36 protein-coding genes and 1 pseudogene are annotated in these 26,123 nt (G+C 63.1%); 34 read left to right on the top strand and 3 right to left on the bottom strand.

Annotation, left to right across the window (positions count from 1 at the left end; genetic code table 11):
- Positions 1 to 84: 84 nt before the first annotated feature.
- From AC1VVK_RS05820 to AC1VVK_RS05800, 5 genes are all read left to right on the top strand, one after another.
- Complete coding sequence (locus AC1VVK_RS05820; protein ID WP_482904721.1) at positions 85 to 672, top strand: GNAT family N-acetyltransferase; 588 nt, start codon at positions 85 to 87, stop codon at positions 670 to 672.
- A 104-nt stretch (positions 673 to 776) separates the two neighbouring features.
- Positions 777 to 2,258 (top strand): hypothetical protein, encoded by a 1,482-nt coding sequence (locus AC1VVK_RS05815; protein ID WP_482904720.1) that lies wholly within the window; start codon positions 777 to 779, stop codon positions 2,256 to 2,258.
- A gap of 147 nt (positions 2,259 to 2,405) precedes the next feature.
- A complete protein-coding gene (locus tag AC1VVK_RS05810) occupies positions 2,406 to 3,776 on the top strand; it encodes an aromatic ring-hydroxylating oxygenase subunit alpha (RefSeq protein WP_482905124.1) in 1,371 nt (456 codons plus the stop codon).
- A 256-nt stretch (positions 3,777 to 4,032) separates the two neighbouring features.
- A complete protein-coding gene (locus AC1VVK_RS05805) occupies positions 4,033 to 4,410 on the top strand; it encodes a nuclear transport factor 2 family protein (RefSeq protein WP_482904719.1) in 378 nt (125 codons plus the stop codon).
- A 466-nt stretch (positions 4,411 to 4,876) separates the two neighbouring features.
- On the top strand, positions 4,877 to 5,443 hold the full coding sequence (locus AC1VVK_RS05800) for a Csu type fimbrial protein (RefSeq protein ID WP_482904718.1): 567 nt from the start codon (positions 4,877 to 4,879) through the stop codon (positions 5,441 to 5,443).
- On the opposite strand, the gene AC1VVK_RS05795 is transcribed toward AC1VVK_RS05800, so the two are convergent.
- A complete protein-coding gene (locus tag AC1VVK_RS05795) occupies positions 5,433 to 5,594 on the bottom strand; it encodes a hypothetical protein (protein ID WP_482904717.1) in 162 nt (53 codons plus the stop codon). The two genes, AC1VVK_RS05800 and AC1VVK_RS05795, sit on opposite strands and share 11 nt — an antisense overlap.
- Between AC1VVK_RS05795 and AC1VVK_RS05790 the strand changes: the two are divergent.
- The 3 genes and pseudogenes from AC1VVK_RS05790 to AC1VVK_RS05780 all read left to right on the top strand — a co-directional run.
- Positions 5,524 to 5,829: pseudogene (locus AC1VVK_RS05790) on the top strand (fimbria/pilus periplasmic chaperone); the annotation flags it as partial. The gene AC1VVK_RS05795 and the pseudogene AC1VVK_RS05790 sit on opposite strands and share 71 nt — an antisense overlap.
- A 115-nt stretch (positions 5,830 to 5,944) precedes the next feature.
- Entirely contained in the window at positions 5,945 to 6,400 is a 456-nt protein-coding gene (locus AC1VVK_RS05785; protein ID WP_482904716.1) for a FimD/PapC C-terminal domain-containing protein, read from the top strand.
- Complete coding sequence (locus tag AC1VVK_RS05780) at positions 6,397 to 6,876, top strand: Csu type fimbrial protein (RefSeq protein ID WP_482905123.1); 480 nt, start codon at positions 6,397 to 6,399, stop codon at positions 6,874 to 6,876. Before AC1VVK_RS05785 ends, AC1VVK_RS05780 begins: the two co-directional genes overlap by 4 nt.
- 124 nt (positions 6,877 to 7,000) lie before the next feature.
- On the opposite strand, the gene AC1VVK_RS05775 is transcribed toward AC1VVK_RS05780, so the two are convergent.
- Positions 7,001 to 8,503 carry an arylsulfatase gene (locus AC1VVK_RS05775; RefSeq protein ID WP_132386869.1) on the bottom strand — a complete coding sequence of 501 codons (1,503 nt, stop codon included), beginning with the start codon at positions 8,501 to 8,503 and terminating at the stop codon, positions 7,001 to 7,003.
- A gap of 616 nt (positions 8,504 to 9,119) precedes the next feature.
- On the opposite strand from AC1VVK_RS05775, the gene rpsL reads away from it, so the two are divergent.
- The 4 genes from rpsL (at position 9,120) to tuf (ending at position 13,564) form a co-directional block, all read left to right on the top strand.
- The gene (gene rpsL / locus AC1VVK_RS05770) at positions 9,120 to 9,491 is read left to right on the top strand and encodes a 30S ribosomal protein S12 (protein WP_007011879.1); all 372 of its coding nucleotides are present in this window, start codon (positions 9,120 to 9,122) and stop codon (positions 9,489 to 9,491) included.
- 90 nt (positions 9,492 to 9,581) lie between these two features.
- Positions 9,582 to 10,052, top strand: a complete 471-nt coding sequence (rpsG, locus tag AC1VVK_RS05765) for a 30S ribosomal protein S7 (RefSeq protein WP_132386867.1) — start codon at positions 9,582 to 9,584, stop codon at positions 10,050 to 10,052.
- 147 nt (positions 10,053 to 10,199) lie between these two features.
- A complete protein-coding gene (gene fusA / locus AC1VVK_RS05760; RefSeq protein WP_132386865.1) occupies positions 10,200 to 12,284 on the top strand; it encodes an elongation factor G in 2,085 nt (694 codons plus the stop codon).
- A gap of 89 nt (positions 12,285 to 12,373) precedes the next feature.
- Positions 12,374 to 13,564 carry an elongation factor Tu gene (tuf, locus tag AC1VVK_RS05755; protein ID WP_132386863.1) on the top strand — a complete coding sequence of 397 codons (1,191 nt, stop codon included), beginning with the start codon at positions 12,374 to 12,376 and terminating at the stop codon, positions 13,562 to 13,564.
- Positions 13,565 to 13,664: 100 nt separating this feature from the next.
- On the opposite strand, the gene AC1VVK_RS05750 is transcribed toward tuf, so the two are convergent.
- On the bottom strand, positions 13,665 to 14,123 hold the full coding sequence (locus AC1VVK_RS05750; protein ID WP_482904715.1) for a hypothetical protein: 459 nt from the start codon (positions 14,121 to 14,123) through the stop codon (positions 13,665 to 13,667).
- A 256-nt stretch (positions 14,124 to 14,379) separates the two neighbouring features.
- Here AC1VVK_RS05750 and rpsJ point away from each other — a divergent pair, with 256 nt between their 5' ends.
- The 22 genes from rpsJ to rplO all read left to right on the top strand — a co-directional run bounded on the left by rpsJ (position 14,380) and on the right by rplO (position 25,983).
- Positions 14,380 to 14,691: a 30S ribosomal protein S10 gene (gene rpsJ / locus AC1VVK_RS05745; protein WP_007011873.1), complete on the top strand. Its 312-nt coding sequence runs from the start codon at positions 14,380 to 14,382 to the stop codon at positions 14,689 to 14,691.
- 348 nt (positions 14,692 to 15,039) lie between these two features.
- Positions 15,040 to 15,795 carry a 50S ribosomal protein L3 gene (gene rplC / locus AC1VVK_RS05740; protein ID WP_482904714.1) on the top strand — a complete coding sequence of 252 codons (756 nt, stop codon included), beginning with the start codon at positions 15,040 to 15,042 and terminating at the stop codon, positions 15,793 to 15,795.
- A gap of 2 nt (positions 15,796 to 15,797) precedes the next feature.
- Entirely contained in the window at positions 15,798 to 16,424 is a 627-nt protein-coding gene (gene rplD, locus AC1VVK_RS05735; protein WP_132386858.1) for a 50S ribosomal protein L4, read from the top strand.
- Positions 16,417 to 16,728, top strand: coding sequence for a 50S ribosomal protein L23 (locus AC1VVK_RS05730; protein ID WP_132386857.1), 312 nt, complete (start codon positions 16,417 to 16,419; stop codon positions 16,726 to 16,728). Before rplD ends, AC1VVK_RS05730 begins: the two co-directional genes overlap by 8 nt.
- 4 nt (positions 16,729 to 16,732) lie before the next feature.
- On the top strand, positions 16,733 to 17,569 hold the full coding sequence (rplB, locus tag AC1VVK_RS05725) for a 50S ribosomal protein L2 (protein ID WP_132386856.1): 837 nt from the start codon (positions 16,733 to 16,735) through the stop codon (positions 17,567 to 17,569).
- 6 nt (positions 17,570 to 17,575) lie between these two features.
- On the top strand, positions 17,576 to 17,854 hold the full coding sequence (rpsS, locus tag AC1VVK_RS05720) for a 30S ribosomal protein S19 (protein WP_054440312.1): 279 nt from the start codon (positions 17,576 to 17,578) through the stop codon (positions 17,852 to 17,854).
- Entirely contained in the window at positions 17,854 to 18,231 is a 378-nt protein-coding gene (gene rplV / locus AC1VVK_RS05715) for a 50S ribosomal protein L22 (RefSeq protein WP_132386855.1), read from the top strand. Before rpsS ends, rplV begins: the two co-directional genes overlap by 1 nt.
- Before the next feature lie 3 nt (positions 18,232 to 18,234).
- Positions 18,235 to 18,930, top strand: coding sequence for a 30S ribosomal protein S3 (gene rpsC / locus AC1VVK_RS05710; RefSeq protein WP_132386854.1), 696 nt, complete (start codon positions 18,235 to 18,237; stop codon positions 18,928 to 18,930).
- 22 nt (positions 18,931 to 18,952) lie between these two features.
- Positions 18,953 to 19,387: a 50S ribosomal protein L16 gene (gene rplP / locus AC1VVK_RS05705; RefSeq protein ID WP_021233439.1), complete on the top strand. Its 435-nt coding sequence runs from the start codon at positions 18,953 to 18,955 to the stop codon at positions 19,385 to 19,387.
- Between the two features lie 12 nt (positions 19,388 to 19,399).
- Positions 19,400 to 19,600, top strand: coding sequence for a 50S ribosomal protein L29 (gene rpmC / locus AC1VVK_RS05700; protein ID WP_132386853.1), 201 nt, complete (start codon positions 19,400 to 19,402; stop codon positions 19,598 to 19,600).
- A gap of 12 nt (positions 19,601 to 19,612) precedes the next feature.
- Complete coding sequence (rpsQ, locus tag AC1VVK_RS05695; RefSeq protein WP_054440320.1) at positions 19,613 to 19,882, top strand: 30S ribosomal protein S17; 270 nt, start codon at positions 19,613 to 19,615, stop codon at positions 19,880 to 19,882.
- Between the two features lie 161 nt (positions 19,883 to 20,043).
- Entirely contained in the window at positions 20,044 to 20,412 is a 369-nt protein-coding gene (gene rplN / locus AC1VVK_RS05690) for a 50S ribosomal protein L14 (protein WP_132386851.1), read from the top strand.
- Positions 20,412 to 20,729, top strand: coding sequence for a 50S ribosomal protein L24 (gene rplX / locus AC1VVK_RS05685; protein WP_132386849.1), 318 nt, complete (start codon positions 20,412 to 20,414; stop codon positions 20,727 to 20,729). The genes rplN and rplX overlap by 1 nt, the downstream gene beginning before the upstream one ends.
- Positions 20,722 to 21,303, top strand: a complete 582-nt coding sequence (rplE, locus tag AC1VVK_RS05680; RefSeq protein ID WP_132386847.1) for a 50S ribosomal protein L5 — start codon at positions 20,722 to 20,724, stop codon at positions 21,301 to 21,303. The genes rplX and rplE overlap by 8 nt, the downstream gene beginning before the upstream one ends.
- Before the next feature lie 29 nt (positions 21,304 to 21,332).
- Positions 21,333 to 21,638 (top strand): 30S ribosomal protein S14, encoded by a 306-nt coding sequence (gene rpsN / locus AC1VVK_RS05675; protein ID WP_132263811.1) that lies wholly within the window; start codon positions 21,333 to 21,335, stop codon positions 21,636 to 21,638.
- Positions 21,639 to 21,651: 13 nt separating this feature from the next.
- A complete protein-coding gene (gene rpsH, locus AC1VVK_RS05670) occupies positions 21,652 to 22,047 on the top strand; it encodes a 30S ribosomal protein S8 (protein WP_132386845.1) in 396 nt (131 codons plus the stop codon).
- On the top strand, positions 22,047 to 22,580 hold the full coding sequence (gene rplF, locus AC1VVK_RS05665) for a 50S ribosomal protein L6 (RefSeq protein ID WP_132386843.1): 534 nt from the start codon (positions 22,047 to 22,049) through the stop codon (positions 22,578 to 22,580). The genes rpsH and rplF overlap by 1 nt, the downstream gene beginning before the upstream one ends.
- The gene (gene rplR / locus AC1VVK_RS05660) at positions 22,580 to 22,918 is read left to right on the top strand and encodes a 50S ribosomal protein L18 (protein ID WP_132386841.1); all 339 of its coding nucleotides are present in this window, start codon (positions 22,580 to 22,582) and stop codon (positions 22,916 to 22,918) included. Before rplF ends, rplR begins: the two co-directional genes overlap by 1 nt.
- Positions 22,919 to 22,920: 2 nt before the next feature.
- Positions 22,921 to 23,625: a 30S ribosomal protein S5 gene (gene rpsE, locus AC1VVK_RS05655; protein WP_132386839.1), complete on the top strand. Its 705-nt coding sequence runs from the start codon at positions 22,921 to 22,923 to the stop codon at positions 23,623 to 23,625.
- Positions 23,626 to 23,630: 5 nt separating this feature from the next.
- Positions 23,631 to 23,807 carry a 50S ribosomal protein L30 gene (rpmD, locus tag AC1VVK_RS05650; RefSeq protein WP_132386837.1) on the top strand — a complete coding sequence of 59 codons (177 nt, stop codon included), beginning with the start codon at positions 23,631 to 23,633 and terminating at the stop codon, positions 23,805 to 23,807.
- Between the two features lie 206 nt (positions 23,808 to 24,013).
- Positions 24,014 to 25,360, top strand: a complete 1,347-nt coding sequence (locus AC1VVK_RS05645) for a hypothetical protein (protein WP_482904713.1) — start codon at positions 24,014 to 24,016, stop codon at positions 25,358 to 25,360.
- Between the two features lie 143 nt (positions 25,361 to 25,503).
- Entirely contained in the window at positions 25,504 to 25,983 is a 480-nt protein-coding gene (rplO, locus tag AC1VVK_RS05640) for a 50S ribosomal protein L15 (RefSeq protein WP_132386833.1), read from the top strand.
- Positions 25,984 to 26,123: the final 140 nt, after the last annotated feature.

The raw sequence follows: 26,123 nt of genomic DNA, 5'->3' as shown, positions 1-26,123 counted from the left end.
CAAGTGGGAATGTCTGACCTTTCCGCAGTTCCTGCCTTGATCGCCGCGTGGCTTTCCGCGCGATCGGTTTGTCGGGGACTTCCCTTGCCCGTTGCCGACCGGGGCGGCTGGAGAGTGGATACGAACCTGCCCAACGAGGCGCGCCGTTGGGTGTTTGCCGAGCCGTGTGAGGGATTGCGGGAATTCGGGCGCGAAGTGTCGCTGCCTCGACATTTTCTCAAGTTGTGCGGGTCGGTCGATGATTTGCGGGCTGTTTTGCCGGCGGCGTGGCACCTCCAGCCCGAAAGCCACTTTATGATCGCGAACGATGCGCGCTCATCAGTAAGGGTTCCAGTGGGCGCGGCGGCGCGCACGCTTCCGGACGGCTATCGGCTCGAAAGTGAACGCGATGGGCCGACGACTTCCATTCGTATCGTCGCCCACGGCGGCAGTCTGGCGGCAAGCGGTTATGCTGCCGAAACCATGGGCGTTTTCATCTACGACCGGATCGTGACGGCACCCGAGCACCAGAGGAAGGGGCTGGGCAATATCGTCATGCATGCGCTGAAGTCGCAGCGACAATCCCCGAATGCCCCCGAACTTCTTGTCGCGACCGAGGAGGGGCGCCAGCTTTACATGTCGCTGGGCTGGACGGTGCTTTCCCCGTTTTCGACTGCGGAAATCCCCGCATGAAGCCCGGATCGCTTTGGCGGCGTATGGCTATTTGCACCGAGCCTCGCTCAGGCTAGACATCGGCGCGGGGGGTGGCGCTGCGTGCGCGCACCTTGGGGAAACAAATGTACGCCAGGCTGCCATCGCGTTCAGTGCTCGCAGGGCTGCTCATCGCGGCGGCCTTTGCGCTCGCGCTGGGCTTGCGGCTGCGGCAGGAGCCGGCCCCGCTGGGGTTTGACGAATATGCCTCGCTCTATTTCTCCGGCCGGTCCTTCGCGGAGCTGTGGGGGCCGTGGATGCTGCGCGAGACCAACCCGCCGCTGTTCTATTCGCTGCTGAAACTCTGGCGCATGGCGCTGCCGGACAGTCAGGCGGTGCTGCGGCTCCTGCCATTGCTACTGTCGCTGGCGCAGATCGGATTGGTGGCGCGGATCGCCGGGCGCAACTGGGGCTGGGCGGCGGCGGCGCTGGCGGTGCTGCTCTTCGCGCTCTCGCCCTCCGATATCTACCAGTCCGAATATCTGCGCGGCTATGTGCTGGCCAAGCTGGCGGTGACGGTCTCGTTCGTCGGCCTCCTGGCGGCACTGGAAGGCGAGAGCACGGCACGGCGCGGCTGGGCGCTTTATGTCGGTGGGGCGCTGGTCGCGATTTACAGCCATACGACGATGCTGCTCTGGCCGGTGATCGCCACGCTGGCGGTCCTGGTGGAGGCGGCACTTTGCCGGAGCATCGGCCGCACGGCGTTGCAGCGCCTGTTGGCGGCGAACCTTGCGGTGGCGGTACTGTCGGGCTGGGCCTTGTGGATCGCCGCTGTGCAAGTCCACGCAGCCTCGGCCAATATCGCGTGGATCGAGCCGCTGTCGTTCGACGACTGGCTGTCGAGCGTGAACCTCCAGCTCCTGCTTGATGGAGAGATCGGTTCGGGCCTGATGGCGGCGCTGATGGTCGTCGGCGTGGCGCGGACTTTCCGGGATCGGACGACACGGCTGGCGCTGTTCATCGTGATCGCTGCGCTGGCCGCATTCAAGGTGGCGGACCGGATCCACCCGATCATCTCCGATTACACGCTGCACTGGTGCGCCAGCTTCACCGTCCTGCTCGCCGCTGCCGCGCTGGCGGGGGGAGGGCGCAGATTCGGCATTCTCGCGCAGGGAGTTACGCTCGCAGCCGTGGCAGTGGTGGGGCTTTACGAACTGGTCACGCTCGTCTGGATTCCCCAGCCGCAGGACTGGCGTCGCACGATCCAGACCGTCGCCCACACCCCGAATTCCGCCCTGCTGGTCTCCCACGAGTCGGTGGGGCTGGTGGTGCAGCAGGCCTGCATGCTGGAATTCCACCGGGGCGACTGCCCGTTTCCCCTGATCGTCATGGCCAGCCGCGCGCCAACGGACGCCTGGGCTTTCGGCGGTTATCGCGGCCCGATCACGCCCGTCCGCCAGGTCCGCACCGCGCTTGTCCCGGCGCGCCGGGTCTATGCGTTCAGCCGCTATGTCTACACGCCGCTGCTCCCGCTGGGCCTCGACGAGAACCGCTATCGCCGCGTCGAGTGGGACGATGGCGAACTGATCGGCCCGATCCCGGCGAGCGACTTCCGGAAACACGCCTGAATTCTTATCCATCCCGGCAGCGATCTTGGGTAAAATCCCTCTGGTTCTCGGGCGGGCGATAGCTTAATGAACAACGCTGTTGATAACAGGAGAGGCCACGTGAAAGATACGGGCACCAATCAGACGGCCACACTGACCGCACAGGACATGGACGAGGAACGCCTCGCCACGTATCCGACCACGGCCTTCCTTTCGAAGGATTACCTTCAGGCGGAAAAGACCCTGCTCTGGCCGAAGATCTGGCAAATGGTCGAGCGCGAGACAGACCTGCCGAACCCCGGCGACTGGCTGACCTACAATGTCGCCGACGAATCGATCATCGTGCTGCGCAAGGACGATGGTTCGCTCAAGGCCTTCCACAACGTCTGCCCGCATCGCGGCCGCCAGCTCGTTTCGGTGCCGGACATGCTGCCGGGCAAGGTCCACGACGTGCGCGGCAACAACCGCAAGAGCTTCATCTGCGGCTTCCACGGCTGGACGTTCAACCTCGACGGTGAAAACACCTACATCCTCGACCCGCAGGACTGGCACAACAAGCTGACGCCGGAAATGACCTGCCTGTCCGAAGTGCAGGTCGATACCTGGGGCGGCTACATCTACATCACCATGGATCCCGATGCGGTGCCGCTGTCCGAATGGATGGGCCGCGCGGGGGAGATCCTCGACCACTTCGACCTTGCCGGCATGCACTACAAGTGGCGCCAGTGGGCGATCTACGACTGCAACTGGAAGACCGCGATCGAGGCGTTCCTGGAACCCTACCACGTGGCCGGCACGCACACGCAGCTCTTGGCCTATGGCGACTATTACGCGCTGTCCAAGCAGTACGGCCTGCACTCGGTCTCCAGCTACGACACGCGCGACAGCAAGTTCCAGATGAGCGAGAGCGCCGGCACCACCCGCGCCGGCAAGGGCGACGATGCGCGCGTCTCGACTTACGAACTGATCCGCGAAAACTATGAGACGGTGAACTACTCCGCCTCCACCGAAACGCTGGTCAACGCCGCCAGCCGTCTGGTGGACGAGCTTCCCGAAACCGCCACGCCGGGTGAGATCATCGCCCACTGGCTGAAAAGCGCCAAGGCCGACGACGCCGCGCGTGGTGTGACCTGGCCGGAAGTCCCGCCAGAGATCAAGAAGGAGAGTGGGCTGGCCTGGGGCCTGTTCCCCAACCAGAACATCCTCCATGGCGAGACTTTCGCGCTCTGCTACCGTGTGCGCCCTTATGGCAATGACCCCGACAAGTGCGTGTTCGAAAGCTACGCCCTCGAACGCTTCCCCGAAGGCGAGGAGCCGGAGACGGAATGGGTCTATGCCGATCCGATCGGTGAGAAATGGGGCTCGGTTCTGGCGCAGGACTTCTCGAACATGCAGTTCGTGCAGAAGGGCATGAAGTCCTCCGGCTTCCGCGGCCCGCTGCCCAATCCGCATCAGGAACAGAAGGTCATCAACCTCCACCGCAACCTTGCCAACTTCATGGACGGCATGGGCGCACCGAGGCTGCTGGATATCGACTGAGGGGGAAAACCACCCCCAACCCCTCCCGCTTGCGGGAGGGGAGTTCCAGCGCAACCATGAGAGGGCACGCAACTCTGCCTTCCCGCAAGCGGGAGGGCCGCGAGGCTCACGACGCGCAGGGAAGTCAATCGCCGCGAGGTGCGTAAGCGCCACGTCCGCTTACGCCAGCGTTTCTGGCATGCCAATGTTGCGAAGTTTCACCGCTTGACGCATGGACCCCGCCCGCTCGGCCTCGGTGCCGGCAAGGAGGTTCACGTTGGAAATCGATGCTCAATCAAGTGAGGAAGCGAAAGTCGTAGGTCGCCAGCTCGATGCTTACAATGCACGCGACATCGATGAATTCATGTCTTTCTGGGCAAGCGATGCGGAGGTTTTTGCATGGCCGTCAGAGAGCATCGCTAAAGGTTCCGAACAGATCCGCGCCCGACACATTGAGCGCTTCAACGAGCCGGATTTATTTGCTCGCCTGCTAGGTCGCGTTGCCGTCGGTGGCATGGTCGTGGACCGGGAAATCGTCACACGCAACTTTCCGCAGGGCCGAGCGAAGCTCGACGTCATCGGCATCTATGAAGTTGAAGAGGGTAAGATAAAGCGCGCTTGGTTCAAGCAAGGCCTTCCTGTTTTCGGAACATGATTCACACCAAGGTACGCCTGCTTCCCCGCAATTCCGGCCCTTCAAATCCGCTCACTCTTCAAATCCGCTCAGGCTGAGCTTGTCGAAGCCCCTGGCGGCGTGGCGCTGATCCAACATCCTTCGACAGGCTCAGGATGAGCGGGGTGAGGGGGATGAGCGGCAACCGGGATGGGGAGAGCCATGGCGGCTCTCCCGCACATCCGAACATTCGCCAGACGCGCCGAGCCGCTATTACGAGCGCCGCGAAGTTAGCCGCAGCGGGCAGCGCCTGCATGACGACGCCATGCCCTATCACGCGATCGGCTGCGCCTCCGGAACCGTCCACGACCCGTCCCATATTTCGCGGCGCGGGCGGTGTGTGCCCCTTGGCGCAAGGCGACGGGTTCTTAACCGTGCAAGCTTCAGGAGCACAGGAAACTACGTAGAAACACGTGGGTCTCTGGCTAGCCAATATCAAGGATTATCAATGAGACTCGAAGGCATGGAAAACCTTGCCTTTCAATTCGCCACGCGTCGGAAGCGGTTTTACGCAAACCTTTGCAAGACCGGATCCCTTGCGCTCGCGGTAACCGCATTCGTTTTCGCATCACCCCAGGCTGCCGAAGCGGCGACCGCGACGACCACGTTTGCCGTCACCGCCACGGTCCTGCCCTCCTGCACGGTTACCGCAACGGCATTGGCTTTCGGCAACTACAATCCGCTGTCCGGTACGCCCACCGATGGGACCAGCACGATCACCGTCAACTGCACGACCGGCACCAGCTATACCGTCGGGCTCAATGCCGGGGGCACCAGCGGCGCCACCGTGACCACGCGGCAGATGCTGTTGAGCACCAACGCGCTGAACTACGCGCTCTATCGCGATTCCGGCCACACCAACAATTGGGGAAACACGCCGGGAACCGATACGCCGGCCACCGCCACCGCCACCACGACGGCAGCGGCGCTCACCGTCTACGGGCGGATACCCGCGCTCCAGAACGTGCCTGCGGGGAGTTACACCGATACGGTCACGGTCACGGTCAACTATTGATGCGGGCGACCGGCCTCTGGCTGCTGGCCCCGATGGCAATGGCCGGGGCGGCGCCGGTGGCGGCGGGAAGTCTGCGGGTCATGCCGATCCGGGTGGAGGTTCCGGAGAACGCCTGTTTCTGCGGGCTGACGGTCTCCAATGACGAGGACACGCCGGTCTCCGTGCAAGTGCGGGGCTATCGCTGGTCGAAGGATGCGAACCGCGAGGACGTGCTGGCCGAGGACGCGGCGTTTCAGGTCAATCCGACGATCGTGACACTGGGAGCCCGGGAAGAGCGGCTGGTCCGGTGCGGCATGCCGCCATCCGCGCCCCGAACGTCCTCGGGCGTCGCCGAGCAGAGCTGGCGGCTGGTGTTGGACGAACTGCCCCGGCCGGACGCGGCCCCGGGCTCCACTTCCCGACCCGGCGGCATCCGTACACTGCTGCGGATCAGCGTTCCGGTGTTCCGCGCAGCGGCGGAAGCGCAGCCCGATCTCGTCTGGTCGCTGGGTTCCGATACCGATGGCGTCGGCGGCGGGAAGGAGCGGCAACGTCCTCGTCACCGGGCTGGTTCCCTATGTGGCCAACCGCGTGTCCATCGATCCCGCGAACATCCCGATCGAGGTCTCTCTCGGCGATGTCGAACAGGCCGTGACGCCGGGCTGGGGCAAGGCCGTGCGCGTCACTTTCGGCCACCGCAACGCGCATCCCGCGCGGCTGCGTGTGACCAACGTTGCCGGAAATCCGCTCCCCGCCGGGCTCGACGTTACCGTGCAAGCCGCCACCGCCACGCATACCGTCATTGGCCACGACGGCGAACTGTACCTCGAAGACTTCATCCCCCACACGCGCCTGCGCATCGCGAAGGGGCAGGGCGGCACTTGCGTCGTGCATCTGGGAGAGGCGGTGCCCGCCGATGTCCTCGTCCACCCGATCGCCGCCGTCTGCCAGACCGAATCCGGGATCTTGGGCAAATGACGCTCCGTTACCTCCCCGTGGCCGTCGCGCTCTGCGCGCTGATCCTTCCGCCTGAGCCCGCGCAGGCGCTCTGCCTCTGCTCCTGCACCGTGAGCACGACGGCCATGGCTTTCGGAAACTACGACCAGACCGCCCCCGCGCCGCAGGACGTGAACGCCACTGTCACCATCAACTGCACCAGCGTCGCCAGCATCCTCAGCACCGCCGACATCGCGCTCAGTGCCGGTGCTTCCGGCAATGCCACCGCGCGGCGCATGGCTGCGGGCACGAACCTGCTCTATTACAACATCTTCGCGAACTCGGCTCATACCACGGTGTGGGGAGACGGCACGGCGGGCACCTCGACCGTGCAAGTGCAGCTCAACGGACTGCTCGCCTTCAGTTCCAGCGCGACGGCCTACGGCCGCATTCCGGCGCTCCAGAACGTTTCGGTGGGCAGCTATGCCGATACGCTGACGATCACCGTCACGTATTGAGATCGCTCCGCTTCCATGCCTTCACTTCCATCCCCATCCGTTCCAGCCTCGTGCGGACCAGATACAGGCTGGCCGGACCTCCACGCTGGCGGAGGCCCGGCCGGATTTCGGATGCTCTGGCGTGTCAGGCGCTGCCGGATGCCGCCTGGGTCATGGTATCGAGCACCTTGTCGAGATTGAAGGTTCCTGCCTTCTGGCTTGGCGGGAATTCCTTCAGCGTGCTCAGGAAGTCTGCGATGATCCCCTGCATCGGCACAAGGATGAACGCGCGGTCGAGATACCAGTCCCAATAGGTGTTCGACGTAATATCGGCGAATTCGTAAGGGTCGGTCCGCAGGTTGAAGAGCTTGGGAATGCGGCCCGTGACGAACGGTTCGCCCCAGATCTGCAGCGTGCCCTGGCAGCGCTGCTCCATGAACACCGCCTTCCAGTTGTCCACCCGGAGCGCTGCCACGCCGCCTTCGTCGGTCCAGTAGATGAAGCCCGGACGCGGGGACTTCTCGCCCTTGGTCAAATGCCCGCCAAGGTCGTAACCGTCGAGGTGGACCTTGAACTTGTGACCATCGAGTTCACAGCCCTTCTTGAGCTTCCCGGCGACGTCTTCGATACCGGCCATGGCCGCGAAAGTCGGCAGCCAGTCAAGGTGCGAGACGATGTCGTTCGAGATCGATCCTGCGGGAATCTTGCCCGGCCAGCGAACCATTGCGGGCACGCGGTAGGCACCTTCCCAACTGGTGTTCTTTTCCGAACGGAACGGCGTGGTGCCGGCATCCGGCCACGAATTGCAGTGTGGGCCGTTGTCGGTCGAGTACATGACAAAGGTATTGTCGGCGATGCCCAGTTCGTCGAGCAGGCCCAGCATCACGCCGATCGCCTTGTCATGGTCGATCATCACGTCGTGGTATTCGCTCTGCCAGCGACCGGCCTGACCGCGACTTTCCGGCTTCACGTGGGTGCGGAAGTGCATGTGGGTGGTGTTGAACCACACGAAGAACGGTTCACCCGATTCCACCGTCTTGCGGATGAAGGCGCTGGCCTTTTCAACCACTTCGTCGTCGATGGTCTGCATCCGCAGCTTGGTCAGTGGGCCGGTATCCTCGATCTTTTGCCCGCCCTTGCCGTCGGCATGGCAATGCAGCACGCCGCGCGGGCCGAATTTCTTGCGGAAATTCGGGAAATCCTCCGGCTTGGGATAGTCCGGGTTCTCGGGCTCTTCCTCCGCATTGAGGTGGTAGAGGTTACCGTAGAACTCGTCGAAACCATGCATGGTCGGCAGGTGTTCGTCGCGGTCGCCGAGGTGGTTCTTGCCGAATTGCCCGGTCGCGTAGCCTGCGGACTTGAGCACGCGCGCGATGGTCGGGTTTACGGCCTGCATGCCTTCCTTGGCACCGGGCATGCCGACCTTGGTCAGGCCGGTGCGAAGGCCGTTCTGGCCCATGATGAAGCTGGCGCGCCCTGCGGTGCAGCTCTGTTCGGCATAATAATCGGTGAACAGCATTCCCTGTTCGGCGATACTGTCGATGTTGGGCGTCTTGTAGCCCATCATGCCCTTGGTGAAGATGCTGAGGTTGGACTGACCGATGTCGTCCCCCCACAGGATGAGGATGTTCGGCTTTTTGTCGGCCATCTCTAGGCTCCACTTCCAGGTTACGAGGCCGGAGCATGCGCTCCCCTCTGACTGCACCGCGCGGAGGCTGCATGATCGCCCTTTGGCGGCCTATCGGGGAGATCCCTAGGGATGTACGGGGAAACCTCTGGGGGTGGCGGAGGCAAACCCCCGCGTCGCAGGACTTGATTGCGCCGCCCAAATCCCGTAAGGGCGCCCATCTTCTGCGGGTTCTCTCGCAGGAAACGACATAGAGCTGAACATTGCCATGTCAGCATTTCCGGGACTTTCGCGCGGCTTTGGCTGCGGATCGCTCCCATTCGGGATGACCTTGCGCCGAGTCGGGCAGGGCCTTTTTCCGGGAAGCTCATGGCAAAGTAATCCGGTGCATTCTGGCCGGGTGGAGTGTTTTTCGGCTCACGTGTGACGGTCCCCGCCGATGGGTGGGCCTGAACCGACAGCGACCCCGGTTTTTGCCGGGATGACGATGCGGTTTCCGGAAATACCGTTACGGCGTGACCCTTCCTGCACTCTCCTTTCAGATGCTCCGGGCCCTTGATCCGGGTGCGAAGGGTTCGTGCCGGTGCTTTTGCCCCGGCCCGGATCCATCGCACTCCCATTTGAAAGAAGAGTATAGATGCCCACTATCAACCAGCTGGTCCGCAAGGGCCGCGAACCGCAGAAGGCCAAGTCCAAGGTCCCTGCGATGGAGCAGAACCCCCAGAAGCGTGGCGTCTGCACCCGCGTTTACACCACGACCCCGAAGAAGCCGAACTCGGCTCTCCGCAAGGTCGCCAAGGTGCGCCTGACCAACAGCCGCGAAGTCATTTCGTACATCCCGGGTGAAGGCCACAACCTGCAGGAGCACTCGGTTGTGCTCATCCGCGGCGGCCGCGTCCGCGACCTTCCCGGCGTTCGCTACCACATCCTGCGCGGCGTGCTCGACACGCAGGGCGTCAAGGATCGCAAGCAGAGCCGCTCGAAGTACGGCGCCAAGCGTCCGAAGTAAGCTGGCCGCGGCGTAATTGCGCCGCACGGTACTGGATTTACCGGCCGGTGATGCTCACGCTCCCGCCCGAAAGAACAAGGAATACCAACGATGTCACGTCGTCGTCGTCCCGAGAAGCGGGAAATCCTGCCTGATCCGAAGTTCGGTGATCAGGTCCTGTCGAAGTTCATGAACAACCTCATGCTCGACGGTAAGAAGTCGGTCGCCGAATCGATCGTCTATGGCGCCATGGAAACCATGGAAACCCGTGCCAAGACCGACCCGATCCAGCTGTTCCACGATGCCCTGAACAACGTGAAGCCGCAGATCGAAGTTCGCAGCCGCCGCGTTGGCGGTGCGACCTACCAGGTCCCCGTCGAAGTGCGCCCCGAGCGCGCCCAGGCTCTGGCCATCCGCTGGCTGATCACGGCGGCTCGCAACCGTCCGGAAACCACCATGGCGGCCCGTCTGTCGGGTGAGCTGCTCGACGCTGCCAACAACCGCGGCAACGCCGTGAAGAAGCGCGAAGACACGCACCGCATGGCGGACGCGAACCGCGCCTTCTCGCACTACCGCTGGTAATGTGAGCGTGTGGCCCCGGATATCCGCTCCTCCTGAGCTTGTCGAAGGATCGGGCGGTCATCCGGGCGTCACACTTTTATTTCAGGGGCTGGGGACCTATCTGACGGTCGGTCCCAGTCTCCAAAACTCCTTCTAAGGATTTTCACCATGGCACGCAGCCATCCGCTCAATATGTACCGTAACATCGGTATTATGGCGCACATCGACGCCGGTAAGACCACCACTACCGAGCGAATCCTCTACTACACCGGCAAGTCCTACAAGATCGGCGAAGTCCACGACGGCGCTGCGACCATGGACTGGATGGAGCAGGAGCAGGAACGCGGCATCACCATCACCTCGGCTGCGACCACCTGCTTCTGGACGTCCGAGAGCAAAGAATACCGCATCAACATCATCGACACCCCCGGGCACGTCGACTTCACCATCGAAGTCGAACGCTCGCTGCGCGTGCTCGACGGTGCGGTCGCGTGCTTCGACGGCGTTGCCGGCGTTGAGCCGCAGTCGGAAACCGTGTGGCGCCAGGCTGACAAGTACGGCGTTCCGCGCATGTGCTTCATCAACAAGCTCGACCGTACCGGTGCGAACTTCAAGTACTGCGTGCAGTCGATCATCGACCGCCTCGGTGCGACGCCTGCCGTGCTCTACATTCCGATCGGCCTCGAAGCCGACCTGAAGGGCCTGGTCGACCTGGTTCATAACCGTGCGATCATCTGGAAGGACGAATCGCTCGGCGCCGAATTCTTCTACGAAGAGATCCCGGCTGAGCTGGCTGACGAAGCCGCCGAATACCGCGAAAAGCTGCTCGAACTTGCTGTCGAGCAGGACGATGCGGTCATGGAAGCGTACCTCGAAGGCACCGAGCCCGACGTCGCGACCCTCAAGGCGCTGATCCGCAAGGGCACGCTGAACCACTCGTTCGTTCCGGTCGTTTGCGGCTCGGCGTTCAAGAACAAGGGCGTTCAGCCCCTGCTCGACGCCGTCGTCGACTACCTGCCTTCGCCGCTCGACATCGAAGACGTCCAGGGCGTCAAGGTCGACAGCGACGAGCCCGATAGCCGTCCGCCTTCGGACGAAGCTCCGTTCTCGGCGCTCGCCTTCAAGGTCATGAACGATCCCTTCGTGGGCTCGCTCACCTTCATCCGCATCTACTCGGGCACGCTGTCGAAGGGCACGTACCTGAACTCGGTGAAGGGCAAGAAGGAAAAGGTCGGCCGCATTCTCGAAATGCACGCCAACGACCGTAAGGACATCGACGAATCCTTCGCGGGTGACATCGTTGCCCTTGCCGGTATGAAGGAAACCACCACGGGCGACACGCTCTGCGCGGAAAAGGCGCCGATCGTTCTCGAACGCATGGAATTCCCCGAGCCGGTCATCGAGCTGTCGGTGGAACCGAAGACCAAGGCCGACCAGGAGAAGATGGGCGTCGCGCTCAACCGTCTCTCGGCTGAAGATCCCTCGTTCCGCGTCACCACCGACCACGAGTCGGGCCAGACGATCATCAAGGGCATGGGCGAACTTCACCTGGACATCATCGTCGACCGTATGCGTCGCGAGTTCAAGGTCGAAGCCAACGTCGGCGCTCCGCAGGTTGCCTATCGCGAATACCTCGCGAAGCCGGTGGACATCGACTACACCCACAAGAAGCAGTCGGGCGGTACCGGTCAGTTCGGCCGCGTGAAGGTGAAGGTCACGCCGGGCGAGCGCGGTGCGGGCATCAACTTCAAGGACGAGATCAAGGGCGGTAATATTCCGAAGGAATATATCCCCGCGATCGAAAAGGGCATGCGCGAAACCGCTGCCTCGGGCTCGCTGGTCGGCTTCCCGATCATCGACTTCGACATCGTCCTTTACGACGGTGCGTACCACGACGTCGACTCGTCGGCTCTGGCCTTCGAAATCGCCGGTCGCGGTGCTATGCGTGAAGTCGCCCAGAAGGCCGGCATCAAGCTGCTTGAGCCGATCATGAAGGTTGAAGTCGTCACCCCCGAGGAATACCTCGGCGACGTCATCGGCGACATGAACAGCCGTCGCGGCCAGATCCAGGGTACCGACAGCCGGGGCAACGCCCAGGTCGTCGAAGCCATGGTTCCTCTGGCAAACATGTTCGGCTATGTGAACCAGCTCCGCTCGTTCACCCAGGGCCGTGCAAACTACTCGATGTTCTTCTCCCACTACGACGAAGTCCCGGCCAACGTCGCGGCAGAAGTCAAGGAGAAGCTTGCCTAAGAGGCAAGATCATTCTAGGGGCGGCGCCTGTTTCAGCGGGCGCCGTCCTTCCCGCAGATTCTATTTCAAGCGAAAAGAAGGTTTGAACAATGGCGAAGGCAAAATTCGAGCGGAACAAGCCGCACTGCAACATCGGCACCATCGGTCACGTCGACCACGGCAAGACCACCCTGACTGCCGCCATCACCAAGGTGATGGCTGAAGCATTCGGTGGTACCGCGGTTGACTTCGCAAACATCGACAAGGCTCCCGAAGAGCGCGAGCGCGGCATCACCATCTCGACCGCACACGTCGAGTACGAGACCGACGCTCGTCACTACGCGCACGTCGACTGCCCGGGTCACGCCGACTACGTGAAGAACATGATCACCGGTGCTGCCCAGATGGACGGCGCGATCCTGGTTGTGAACGCTGCTGACGGCCCGATGCCGCAGACCCGCGAGCACATCCTGCTCGCCCGCCAGGTCGGCGTGCCGCAGCTGGTCGTGTACATGAACAAGGTCGACCAGGTCGATGACGAAGAGCTCCTCGAGCTCGTCGAACTCGAAGTGCGCGAACTGCTCTCGTCGTATGACTTCGACGGCGACAACATCCCCGTCGTCAAGGGTTCGGCTCTGGCCGCTCTTGAAGGCCGTGACGACAACATCGGCAAGGAATCGATCCTCGCGCTGATGAAGGCCGTTGACGAGTTCATCCCGCAGCCCCCGCGTCCCACCGACAAGGCGTTCCTGATGCCCGTCGAAGACGTGTTCTCGATCTCGGGTCGTGGTACGGTTGTGACCGGCCGCGTCGAAACCGGCATCGTCAAGGTTGGTGAAGAAGTCGAAGTCGTCGGCATCCGCGACACGCAGAAGACCGTCGTCACCGGCGTCGAAATGTTCCGCAAGCTGCTCGACCAGGGTGAAGCCGGCGACAACATCGGCGCGCTGGTTCGTGGTCTGAAGCGCGACGACGTTGAGCGTGGTCAGGTTCTCGCCAAGCCGGGCACCGTTACCCCGCACACCGAGTTCGACGCAGAAGTCTACGTTCTGTCGAAGGACGAAGGCGGCCGTCACACGCCGTTCTTCGCCAACTACCGTCCGCAGTTCTACTTCCGCACCACCGACGTGACCGGCGAAGTGATCCTTCCCGAGGGCACTGAGATGGTCATGCCGGGCGACAACATTGCCCTGTCGATCAAGCTCATCGCGCCGATCGCCATGGACGAAGGTCTCCGCTTCGCAATTCGCGAAGGCGGCCGTACCGTCGGTTCGGGCGTTGTTGCCAAGATCACGAAGTAATTCGCTGATCTTCAGCTTCGGCTAGAGTGATTGGCCCGGCCTTCCGCAAGGAAGGCCGGGCTTTTCGCGTTGAGAGGGCTCGAAGTCCTGACGGGCGTCTTTACCGCGCTCGCAACTCACCCTGTCCGATCTTCCATGCATCCGAGCCCTTGGGGGCTTCGGGAATGGACTTGAGGTCGATGTAGTAGACCGGTTCCGGCACGCGGCCGAACGGTATGGTGATGCAAGGACCAAGGCAGCCGGGCAGATGTCCGACGTCCGGCGGGTAGGCTGCGCCCGTGCGCGTGCTTTCGTCTACCGACTTCGATGCCGGGACGCGCTGGTCCGTGCCGTCGGCGCCGTGGGAGCAGACGACGATCGTGCCTTCATTGCCGCCATTGCTGGCGCGGGCGGCTTCACGGGAGGCGTCGTCCACCGGGCTGCCCGAGGTGTCGGGCATGCCAACGTGGGCGGTTAGTACGTCGGTGTCGTCGAGGTCGATGGGAGTGCCGCTTCCGCTGTGGGCATAGGCGGGGGCGCCGGCTGCAAGGGCACCCGGTGCCAGGCATGCAAGAGTCAACGCGGTAAACGCGCTCGAAATTGTCGTGGTGATGGAGGGCATTGAGAGCGGCTTCTGTTAGGCGTCGCCTTCTCAACGTAGGAAGCCGATAGGGGGCAGGGAAGGGCGGATGCGACGAACGGCGCCGGCAACCTTCGAAAAAACCTGCCGGGCCACGTGAAATCAGGGGTTGCCCGACTCGCCTTCGCCGTGTAGGGGCGCGGTTCGAATTTGACTGGGCGCAAGCCCTTTGGCTCTTTCTCATCGGTAGTAGGTAATGGAAGCTCAGAACATCCGTATCCGCCTCAAGGCGTTTGACCATCGCGTGCTCGACCAGGCTACTGGCGAAATCGCTGACACGGCCCGCCGTACCGGCGCTCTGATTCGTGGGCCCATTCCTCTTCCGACCAAGATCGAGAAGTTCACGGTCAACCGTGGTCCGCACATCGACAAGAAGTCGCGTGAGCAGTTCGAAGTTCGCACCTACAAGCGTCTGCTTGATATCGTGCAGCCGAACGCAGCTACCGTCGACGCGCTGATGAAGCTCGACCTGGCTGCCGGCGTGAACGTCGAGATCAAGCTGGCCTAAGCCGGTTTACGGGGCAACCGCCAAGGTTGCCCCGATAGTCTTTTTGATCGGACTTAAAACGATCAGGTGAAATTCGGATCTTCGGATCCAAATTACCTTGTCGGCCTTCGCGGCCGGCTTTGCGAACGGAAGTTTGCAGAGACAGCGCCCCTAAGGGAAACCGAGGGGACACAAGGGATACCTCCGCCGTCTCCTTCGGGAAGCGTCGGGAATGCGTCCCCCGTCTCGTTTCCGCGGCCCATAACGGGTTTGCAGGGAACACCTGACCCGGACGGGGTTCGTATCATAACAGGGTTGGACACGCGTACGGGGGATGGTCCTGCGTACGCCTCTGTAAGGAGAAAGGTCATGCGTACAGGCGTGATCGCCAAGAAAGTCGGGATGACCCGCCTGTTCCAGGAGGACGGTCGCCACGTGCCCGTCACTGTCCTGGCACTTGAAGACTGTCAGGTGGTTTCGGTCCGTACTGCTGATCGTGACGGCTACGTCGCGGTTCAGCTCGGTGCGGGCGAAGCAAAGCAGAAGAACGTTGCCAAGCCGCAGCGCGAACACTTCGCCAAGGCTCAGGTTCCCCTGAAGATGCGCGTCGCGGAATTCCGCGTCGCCGACGACGCCCTCCTCGAAGTTGGCGCCACGATCGCAGCCTCGCACTTCGTGCCCGGCCAGCTGGTCGACGTAGGCGGCCACACCCAGGGTAAGGGCTTCCAGGGCGCCATGAAGCGCTGGGGCTTCGGCGGTATGCGCGCCACCCACGGTGTTTCAATCTCGCACCGTGCGCACGGTTCGACGGGTAACCGTCAGGATCCGGGCAAGGTGTTCAAGAACAAGAAGATGGCCGGCCACATGGGCGACCGTCAGCGCACCCAGCAGAACCTCGAAGTCGTCCGCGTGGACGACGAGCGTGGCCTGATCTTCGTGAAGGGTTCGGTCCCGGGTTCGAAGAACGCCTGGCTCACCGTTTCGGACGCCGTCAAGGTTGCCCGTCACGCCGAGGCTCCGTACCCCGCCGGCATCAAGTCGGCCGCCAACACCAATGATACGGTCGCTGCCGTGACCCCGGCCGAAGCCGTGGCTCCCGAAGCGACCGAAGGCCAGGAGGGCTAATCATGAAGGTTCAGGTCCTCAATATCGACGGTTCGGCCGCTAACGCCGACATCGAGCTTTCGGACGACGTGTTCGGCCTTGAGCCGCGCGCTGACATCCTGCACCGCGTCGTCACCTGGCAGCTCGAAAACCGTCGCGGCATCGCCCGTGCGACCCGCGAGCGCTCGGAAGTCGCGCGCACCGGCAAGAAGTTCGGTCGCCAGAAGGGCGGCGGTACCGCTCGTCACGGCGATCGCGCAGCACCGGTGTTCATCGGCGGTGGTAAGGCTCACGGTGCCCGTCGCCGCGAGTTCAACGTCTCGCTGAACAAGAAGATCCGCGCTCTCGGTCTGAAGATGGCCCTTTCGGCCAAGGCTCAGAACGGTCTCGTGATCGTCGACTCGCTCGACGTTTCCGATGCCAAGACCAAGGCGCTCGCCGGTCAGCTCGCCAAGGCGAACTTCGGCAAGAAGGTTCTCGTCATGGACGGTGAGCAGGTCAACGAGGGCTTCGCCCTGGCTGCCCGCAACATCATCGGCGTCAACGTGCTCCCGGCTGTCGGCGCCAATGTCTACGACATCCTGAAGCATGATACGCTGGTGCTGACGCGCGCCGCTGTCGAGAAGCTGGAGGCGCGTTTCAATGGCTAAGAGCAACGTGGACATCCGTCACTACGACGTGATCCTCTCGCCGCACATCACCGAGAAGTCGACCCTGCTTTCGGAGCAGAACGCGGTCGTGTTCAAGGTGGCTGACAAGGCGACCAAGCCCGAGATCAAGGCTGCCGTCGAGGCGCTGTTCGACGTCAAGGTTACTGGCGTGAACACCCTGGTCCAGAAGGGCAAGACCAAGCGCTGGCGCGGTAAGCCTTACCGTCGCAGCGACGTGAAGAAGGCGATCGTCACGCTGGCCGAAGGCCAGTCGATTGACATCACCGAAGGCGTACGGGGCTGATCCGATGGCACTGAAGCATTATAACCCGACCAGCCCCGCACGCCGCGGCCTGGTCCTCGTCGACAAGTCGTCGCTGTGGAAGGGCAAGCCTGTCAAGGCTCTGACCGAAGGCAAGTCGAAGACTGGTGGTCGTAACAACAAAGGTCATGTCACCTCGCGTGGCATCGCCGGTGGTCACAAGCAGAAGTACCGCTTCATCGACTTCAAGCGTCGTAAGTGGGACATGGAAGCGACCGTGGAGCGGATCGAATACGATCCCAACCGCACCGCCTTCATCGCGCTGGTGAAGTACACCGACGGCGAGCTGACCTACATCCTGGCGCCGCAGCGTCTGGCCGTTGGTGACGTTGTCGTCGCCGGCGAAAAGACCGACGTGAAGCCCGGCAACGCGATGCTCCTGTCGCAGATGCCGGTCGGCACGATCTGCCACAACGTCGAGATGAAGCCCGGCAAGGGCGGCCAGATCGCCCGTTCGGCAGGCACCTATGTGCAGGTCGTCGGTCGTGACCGCGGCATGGTCATCGTTCGTCTGAACTCGGGCGAGCAGCGCTACCTGCGTGGCGATTGCATGGGCACCGTTGGCGCCGTGTCGAACCCCGATAACGCCAACCAGACCCTTGCCAAGGCCGGTCGCGGCCGTTGGCTGGGCCGTCGCCCGCTGACGCGCGGCGTTGCCAAGAACCCGGTTGACCACCCGCACGGTGGTGGTGAAGGCCGCACCTCGGGCGGCCGTCACCCGGTCACTCCGTGGGGCAAGCCGACCAAGGGCGCTCGCACTCGCAACAACAAGCAGACGGACAAGATGATCATCCGTTCGCGCCACGCCAAGAAGAAGAGGTAAGACACGATGGCACGTTCCGTCTGGAAAGGCCCCTTCGTCGACCTGTACCTTCTCAAGAAGGCCGAGGTCGCGCAGGATGCCGGCAACCGCGCTGGTCCGATCAAGACCTGGTCGCGTCGCTCCACCATCCTTCCGCAGTTCGTTGGTCTGACCTTCTCGGTCTACAACGGGCACAAGTTCATCCCTGTCTCGGTCAACGAGGACATGGTCGGCCACAAGCTCGGTGAATTCGCGCCCACGCGCACGTTCCCCGGCCACGCTGCCGACAAGAAGGGCAAGCGCTAATGAGCAAGCAGGCAGCACCCCGCCGCGTTGGCGAGAAGGAAGCTCTTGCGGTCGGCACCACCATTCGTGGTTCCGCCCAGAAGCTCAACCTCGTCGCCGCCCTCATCCGTGGCCGCAAGGTCGAGGACGCGATGAACATCCTGGCCTTCTCCAAGAAGGCCATGGCCCAGGACGCCCGCAAGATCCTCGCTTCGGCGATCGCGAATGCGGAAAACAACCACAACCTCGACGTCGACGCTCTCGTCGTCGCCGAGGCGTCGGTCGGCAAGTCGATCACCATGAAGCGTTTCCACGCTCGTGGTCGCGGCAAGTCCACCCGGATCCTCAAGCCGTTCTCGCGCCTGCGGATCGTCGTTCGCGAAGTCGAGGAGGCCTGAGCCATGGGTCACAAGAGCAATCCGATCGGTCTGCGTCTGCAGATCAACCGTACCTGGGACAGCCGCTGGTTCGCGGAAGGCCGGGACTACGGCAAGCTTCTTGAGGAAGACCTCAAGATCCGCAAGTTCATCATTTCGGCGCTGCCCCAGGCTGCGATCTCGAAGGTGGTGATCGAGCGTCCGGCCAAGCTGTGCCGCATTTCGATCTACGCAGCCCGTCCCGGTGTTATCATCGGCAAGAAGGGTGCGGACATCGAAAAGCTGCGCAAGCAGCTTGCGACGATGACCGGCAGCGAAGTGAAGCTGAACATTGTTGAAATCCGCAAGCCGGAAATCGACTCGAAGCTCGTCGCTCAGGGCATCGCCGACCAGCTGGTCCGCCGCGTTGCTTTCCGCCGTGCCATGAAGCGCGCCGTTCAGTCGGCTCTTCGTCTCGGCGCCGAAGGCATCAAGATCACCTGCGGTGGTCGCCTGGGCGGCGCGGAAATCGCGCGTACCGAATGGTACCGTGAAGGCCGCGTGCCGCTGCACACTCTGCGTGCCAACATCGACTATGCCGAAGCCGAGGCGCTCACCGCCTATGGCATCATCGGCATCAAGGTCTGGATCTTCAAGGGCGAAATCCTTGGTCACGACCCGATGGCGCAGGACCGTCTTATGATGGAGGCCCAGACCTCCGGCGTGCGACCCGCGCGCTGAGGCTTGAGGTAGAGTAAGCACCATGCTGCAACCGAAAAAGACCAAGTTCCGCAAGGCCTTCAAGGGCCGCATCAAGGGCGATGCCAAGGGTGGCACCGACCTGAACTTCGGCTCGTACGGCCTCAAGGCCCTCGAGCCGGAGCGGATCACCGCCCGCCAGATCGAAGCGGCTCGCCGCGCGATCACGCGTCACATCAAGCGCCAGGGTCGTCTCTGGATCCGCGTCTTCCCCGACGTGCCGGTTTCGAAGAAGCCTGCTGAAGTCCGTCAGGGTAAGGGCAAGGGTTCGGTCGAATACTGGGCGGCCCGCGTCAAGCCCGGCCGCATCCTGTTCGAACTGGACGGCGTCGCTGGCCCCCTCGCAGCAGAGGCTTTCAGCCGCGCTGCGATGAAGCTGCCGATCAAGACCAAGGTCGTGGCTCGCCTCGGCGACACCTCGCACCTTGGCGGCGAGTAAGGAAGTCGTATCATGGCTAACAAGATCGAAGACCTTCGCGCCAAGACCGACGACCAGCTCACCGCTGAACTCGTCGATCTGAAGCGCGAGCAGTTCAACCTGCGGTTCCAGGCCGCGACCAGCCAGCTCGAAGCGCCTGCGCGCATCCAGCAGGTGCGTCGTGACATCGCCCGCATCAAAACGCTCCAGGCTGAGCGTGCGGCGAAGGCCTAAGGAGGAAACACGATGCCCAAGCGTATTCTGATCGGGACCGTCGTTTCCGACAAAACCGACAAGACCGTGACCGTACTGGTCGAGCGCAAGGTGAAGCACCCCCTTTACGGGAAGATCATCCGTCGCTCGAAGAAGTACCACGCTCACGACGAAGACAACGCCTTCAAGACCGGCGAACGCGTCCGGATCGAGGAGACGAAGCCCTACTCGAAGACCAAGACCTGGAAGGTTCTTGACCGTCTTCAGGCGAGCAAGGGTACGGCACTGGAAGCCGAGGTCTAAGGACCTCGGCCTCTCGGCCGGACAAGAGTGTTGACCTAGGCGGGTGAATGCGGCAAAGGGCCGCACTTCGCCCGTCGGGGCGACTCGGGCCCCTCGTGGGCCTGTCTTTTTAGGAACTGCCGGACTGGTTCCGGCAAGCCAGTTGAGAAGGACTCGGATCTATGATCCAGATGCAATCCAATCTCGACGTCGCGGACAACAGCGGCGCAAAGCGCGTCCAGTGCATCAAGGTGCTGGGCGGCTCTAAGCGTCGGTTCGCAGGCGTTGGCGACATCATCGTGGTGTCGGTTAAGGAAGCGCAGCCCCGCGCCCGCGTCAAAAAGGGCGACGTCCATCGTGCGGTTATTGTCCGTACGCGCAAGGACGTCCGTCGTGCTGACGGCAGCGTGATTCGCTTCGACGGCAATGCCGCCGTGCTGATCAACAAGAACGAGGAGCCGATCGGCACTCGTATCTTTGGCCCCGTCGTGCGCGAGCTTCGCGGCAAGGGCTTCATGAAGATCATCTCGCTTGCTCCGGAGGTGCTGTAATGGCTGCCGCAAAGATCAAGAAGGGTGACGCCGTCGTCGTCCTGTCCGGCAAGGACAAGGGCCGCACCGGCACCGTTCTCCAGGTCCTGCCCAAGGACGGCAAGGTCGTGGTTGAAGGCGTGAACGTCGCCACCCGCCACCGCAAGCCGACCCAGCAGAACCCGCAGGGCGGCATCGAGCGCACTCCGGCACCGATGGCGATCAGCAAGATCGCCGTTGCCGACAAGGACGGCAAGCCGACCCGCGTTCGCTTCGAGACCAAGGACGGAAAGAAGGTCCGCGTGGCCGTCAAGTCCGGGGAGACCATCGATGGCTGAGAACTACACTCCGCGCATGCGCACGCGCTATGACGACGCGATCGTCAAGGCGATGACCGAGAAGTTCGGTTACAAGAACGCGATGGAAGTGCCCAAGATCGAAAAGATCACGCTCAACATGGGCGTGGGCGAGGCGAGCCAGGACAAGAAGAAGGTCCAGACCGCCGCTGTCGAGATGGAAGCCATCGCTGGTCAGAAGCCGGTGATCACCAAGGCCCGCAAGTCGATCGCACAGTTCAAGCTGCGCGAAGGCATGCCGATCGGCTGCAAGGTGACCCTGCGTCGCGAGCGTATGTACGAATTTCTCGATCGCCTCATCACGATCGCGATGCCCCGCATCCGCGACTTCCGTGGTCTGAATCCGAAGTCGTTCGACGGCCGCGGCAACTACGCGATGGGTCTCAAGGAGCAGATCATCTTCCCGGAGATCAGCTACGACAAGATCGAGAAGGTGCGTGGCATGGACATCATCGTCACCACCACCGCCAAGACCGATGAGGAAGCGCGCGAACTGCTGCGTCTCTTCGGTTTCCCGTTCCCGGCTGAAGTGTCGGAACAGAAGGAGGCGGCGTGAGCCGCCGCTGAGCAAGAGAGCTTAAGTCCATGGCGAAACTGAGTTCCGTGAACAAGAACGAGCGCCGCAAGCAGCTCGTTAAGAAGTATGCAGGCAAGTACGCGCGCCTGAAGGCAGTGGCCGATGATGAATCGCTCGACGAAACCGAGCGCCTCATCGCCCGTCTGAAGCTGGCCGAGATCCCGCGTAACGGCAACCCGACCCGGGTTCGCAACCGTTGCGCCACCACCGGTCGTCCGCGCGGTTACTACCGCAAGTTCGGTCTGTGCCGCGTCGAGCTGCGCGATCTTGCCAACAAAGGCATGATCCCCGGCGTGACCAAGTCGAGCTGGTAAGGGATACTAAGCAATGGCTATGACCGATCCCCTGGGTGATATGCTCACCCGCATCCGCAACGGCCAGCAGGCGAAGAAGGACTCGGTCCTTTCTCCCGCCAGCAAGCTGCGTGCGCGCGTGCTCGAAGTTCTGCAGCGTGAAGGTTACATCCGTGGTTTCAGCGATGACGCCACCGGTGCCCACCCGCAGCTGCGCATCGAGCTGAAGTATTTCGAGGGCGAGCCTGCTATCAAGCACATCGCCCGCGTCTCCAAGCCTGGCCGCCGCGTCTACTCGGGTTCGAAGGAACTCCCGGTTGTGCGCAACGGCCTTGGCATCACCATCGTCTCGACGCCCCGCGGCGTGCTTTCGGATGCCGAAGCGCGCGCTGCCAACGTCGGTGGCGAAGTGCTGGCGGAGGTGTTCTAATGAGCCGCATCGGCAAAAAGCCGGTTGTGATCCCTGGCGGGGTCACTGCCGCCATCGACAACGGCGTTCTCAGCGTGAAGGGCCCCAAGGGCACCCTGACTCTGGGTCTGTCGGACCTCGTGACCTACTCGGTCGAAGAAGGTTCGATCGCCGTTCAGCCTGCCAACCAGACCAAGGCTGCCCGCAGCCACTGGGGCATGCAGCGTACCCTCGTTTCGAACCTCGTTGAAGGCGTTACCAACGGCTTCTCCAAGGTCCTCGAGATCAAGGGCGTCGGCTACCGTGCGGCCGCTCAGGGCAAGAACCTGAAGCTGCAGCTCGGCTACTCGCATGACGTTGACATCGCCGTGCCGGAAGGCATCGAGATCAAGACCCCGGATAACACCACGGTCGAAATCTCGGGCATCGACAAGCAGAAGGTCGGCCAACTCGCGGCCGAAATTCGCCGCTGGCGCAAGCCTGAGCCTTACAAGGGCAAGGGTATCAAGTACCGCGGCGAATTCATCTTCCGCAAGGAAGGGAAGAAGAAGTAATGGCCAAGCTTTCTCTTTTCGCGCGCCGCGCCCGGCGCGTCCGCACGGCCCTGAAGGCCCGTTCGGGCGGCCGTCCTCGCCTGTCGGTGCACCGCACCGGCCGTCACATCTATGCGCAGATCATCGACGACGCGCAGGGCCGTACGCTGGCCGCCGCCAATACCCTTGGCGGCAAGGGCACCGACAAGGATGCCGCGACCCGCGTTGGCAAGGAACTCGCCGAGGCCGCCAAGAAGGCGGGCATCACCTCGGTCGTGTTCGACCGTGGCGGTTTCCTCTTCCATGGCCGCGTCAAGGCGCTGGCCGAAGCCGCCCGTGAAGGCGGGCTGGAGTTCTGATCATGGCTGACGAAAACACCGAAATCCAGACCGACGTCCCGGCTGTTGAAGGCCAGGAAGTCCGCGAAGGTCGTGGTCGTGGCCGTGGCCGTGGCGAACGCGGCGAGCGTGGCGGCCGTGGCCGTCGCGACGACCGCCGTGGCGGCCGTGGCAACAACGACGAGGAACAGGGCGAGGAGCTCATCGAGAAGCTCGTCCACATCAACCGCGTCTCGAAGACCGTTAAGGGCGGCAAGCGCTTTGGTTTCGCAGCACTGGTCGTCGTTGGTGACGGCAAGGGCCGCGTCGGCTTCGGCCATGCCAAGGCTCGCGAAGTGCCTGAAGCGATCACGAAGGCCACTGCTTCTGCCAAGAAGAAGATGGTCCGCGTGCCGCTCAAGGACGGCCGCACTCTTCACCACGACGGTCGGGGCCACTTCGGCGCCGGCAAGGTGAACGTGCGTACGGCGCCTGCCGGTACCGGCATCATCGCCGGTGGTCCGATGCGCGCCGTGTTCGAAAGCCTCGGCGTCCATGACGTCGTGACCAAGTCGGTCGGCACCTCGAACCCGTACAACATGATCCGCGCCACGTTCGACGCGCTGACCAACCAGACTTCGCCGAAGTCGGTTGCCCAGCGTCGCGGCAAGAAGGTCTCTGACCTGCTTGGTCGCGGTGGCGCCAGCGAAGCAGAGGCTGAAGCCGCTGCTGAAGCCATCGTGGAGTAAGCATCATGGCGAAGATCAAGATCAAGCAGATCGGTTCGCCGATCCGTCGCCCCGAGAGCCAGAAGAAGATCCTTATCGGTCTTGGCCTCGGCAAGATGCACAAGGTCGTCGAGCGCGAAGACACCCCGGAAGTCCGTGGTGCGATCGCCAAGCTGCCGCACATGGTTGTGGTGGTCGACTGATCGACCGGCCTTTGGCCAGAAAACAGGAAGGGGCTCCGGCGGAAACGCCGGGGCCCTTTTCTTTGCTCAGGCCGGTTCCGGCGTCATCCCGCCGACGGCCGCCCATCGAAAAGCTGTGCGTTCGCGCAAGTTCATCTCCACCTGGGGATGAGTCCTGTGCTAAGCGCGCCCGACTTTCGGCACCTTGCACTTCCCTGGGGGATACCTTGTTTCGCAGGACCATCGCGGCCTCATCGCTCATTCTTGCCACGCTCGCCGTTTCGGGCTGCGACGGCACCGCCACCGGCGATGACGAGACTTACGTCGAAGAGAGCCCGGCGGCGGAGCCTCCCTGCGCCGATCCGCTGGCGGATCCGGCCGTGCTCGAACGCAACCGCAATGCCGACCGCGCGCTGAAGGCCGCGATCGCGCAGGGCCGCGCCGATCCCATCGAGGAAGCGCAGAAGGCCGCTGCAGCGGGTGATTTCCGGCTCGTCGCCGCCGTCACGGTGGAGGGTATCGATACGCGCGGGTTCGGCGCGCTCTGTGCGCTGCGCGGCGGGCTCAATCCGCGCATGGCCCGCGTCGTCACGTATTACGGCGAGGACGGCGAGCCGTCGCCCGAGCCGACCGATACCGCCAGCGCCGCGCCGGAAGCCACGCGCGAGGACAACCTCGTCGCCTTCGCGCGCGCCTTCAATCAGGCACTGATCGCCGATCCGGCCTATCCTTACCGCGACGTCTGCCGTCCGCTGGAGGCGCAGGAAGCCGATGCGGCGGGCAAGGACGTCGGCTCGGCCCACGGCGCCGTGGTGCGCGCGATCAGCGAGGCGCCCAAGCGCGCCTACGGCTATCCCGACCTCGGCCCGCTACAGACCGGCGCGACTCTTGCCGATGCGGCCCGTAGGGGCAACGTGGCGGCCCTGCGCCGCATGCTGAATGAGGAAGCACGCGAACAGCGCAAGCTGGCCGCCGAACAGGCCAATGCGCCGGTCAAGCCGGGCGAAAAGTCCACCAACAGGCCCGCTCCCAAAAGCTCGATCGATTCGCCGGACCTGTTCGGGATGACCCCGCTGGCCTGGGCCATGGCCTATCGCCGCGATGAAGCGGTGCGCCTCCTGCTCTCGCACGGGGCCAGCCCCTCCGGCGCGCAGTGCCAGGCGTTGGTCGACCGCGATTCGCCGATGCAGATTGCCCGCGCGCTGGGCTGGATCGGGATGGTCCAGCGGATGAAGCCGAAAGTGTCCGAGGACGATTACGCCGCGCTCGCCGAAGAGGCCCAACTCGCCGACGGCAGCAAGGCCGAGTTCAATGGGGAGCTGGCCAAGCTTGGCGATCGCTATGGCAAGATCTTCAACAAGGACGAGATGACCCGGCACACGCTGCACTTCAAGATCGATGCGCGCGGCGGGATGACCTCCTGCGCGTTCGAACCCAAGACGGTCTCGCCCGAGTTCGATGCGGATATCTGCAAGCTGGGTCGGGATGTTCTCGAATGGGTGCCGGCGCGCGATTCGGAAGGCCGCCCGGTGGCGGGCGAGGGCAAGGTGATGATCCGCCTTCGCGGCACCTGAAAAGGCCGTTTCAAAGGCGCCGAGGCCCGCGAATCGGCGGGTTTCGGCCGCGTTCCCGCATTAGGGGGTGACAGGCCGCCGCCTTTCCCTTATGGGGCGCCCCTTCCTTCAAGCGCGATTTAAAGCGAAAGCGAGTGCAGACTATGAAATTGAATGACATCCGCGACAACGCCGGCGCCCGTCACCGTCGCATCCGCGTCGGCCGTGGTATCGGTTCGGGCAAGGGCAAGACTGCCGGTCGCGGCCAGAAGGGTGCCAAGGCACGCTCGGGCGTTTCGATCAACGGCTTCGAGGGTGGCCAGATGCCGCTCCACATGCGCCTTCCGAAGCGCGGCTTCAGCAACAAGAAGTTCGCCAAGGACTACGCTGAAGTGAACCTCGGCATGATCCAGAAGGCGATCGAAGCCGGCAAGCTCGACATCTCGGGCACCGTCGATCACGCCGTTCTCAAGGCAGCCGGTCTGGCCCGTGGCGGCAAGGACGGCGTGCGCCTCCTCGCCAAGGGTGAACTGACCGACAAGGTCACCTTCAACGTTGCCGGTGCCTCGAAGGGCGCCATTGCAGCGGTTGAAAAGGTTGGCGGCACGGTCATCGTTCCTGCCAAGGAAGCCGTCGAGGCCTGAGGCATCGCATCAGCGATTAGCTCATAGGGAGAGGGCGGGCGCCATGCGCTTCGCCCTCTCTTCGTTCCGACTTGTGTAACATTCCGACCGAACCTGCGGCACGGGTCTTTCAGACCCGGCGCGAATGTCTATATGAGCGG

It is taken from the genome of Novosphingobium sp. BL-S-32 (assembly GCF_056857055.1).
The sequence above is the reverse complement of the archived record's forward strand: the minus strand, read 5'-3'. Positions and strand labels throughout refer to the sequence as shown.